Genomic DNA, 531 nt, shown 5'->3' with positions numbered 1-531 from the left:
TAACAAGTATTAATAGCCTTAGCGTTAAAGACTCTTTAAAACCTACTGTATATGGGATGGGAATTAAGGGAGAAGGCCAGCCAGCACAAATTAACGGTAAAATGCAACGTCCCTACGTTATCTGGAAGGATATTATCAGGAGGTGTTACGATGAGAAGAGTTTAGCCCTTTATCCTACCTATAGGGAATGTACTGTTTGTGATCGCTGGCTTAATTATCAAAATTTCTATGAAGATATAAAACATTTACACGGTTATTCTGAATGGGTGCTTAATGACCCACAGCATAAGATGCAAATTGATAAGGACATTATTAAGCCTGGTAATAAAATCTATTGTCCTGAATATTGTAAGTTTGTTACCGCTACTGAAAATAGTTTAGACGCTAACAGCAGACCTAAAACAAGACGTAAACAAATTCACTAAAAGAAGAAGCCCGCATTTAGCGGGCTTTGTTGTATCTGCAATAAATAAAAATCCGCTCTCCTTCCTCTCACATTTTCCTTTCTGCTTATCTATTTCCTCTTGCTCA

General features: G+C 36.9%; 1 protein-coding gene. It reads left to right on the top strand.

Going from position 1 to position 531, the window contains the following annotated elements:
• Window positions 1-425 (top strand): hypothetical protein (locus N1032_RS27605; protein ID WP_259543923.1); only part of this gene is annotated, 425 nt, incomplete at its 5' end.
• Between the last annotated feature and the right edge of the window lie 106 nt (window positions 426-531).

Source organism: Herbiconiux daphne, assembly GCF_024979295.1.
Taxonomy (GTDB): domain Bacteria; phylum Actinomycetota; class Actinomycetes; order Actinomycetales; family Microbacteriaceae; genus Herbiconiux; species Herbiconiux daphnes.
This window is presented reverse-complemented; position numbering and strand designations above follow the sequence as displayed.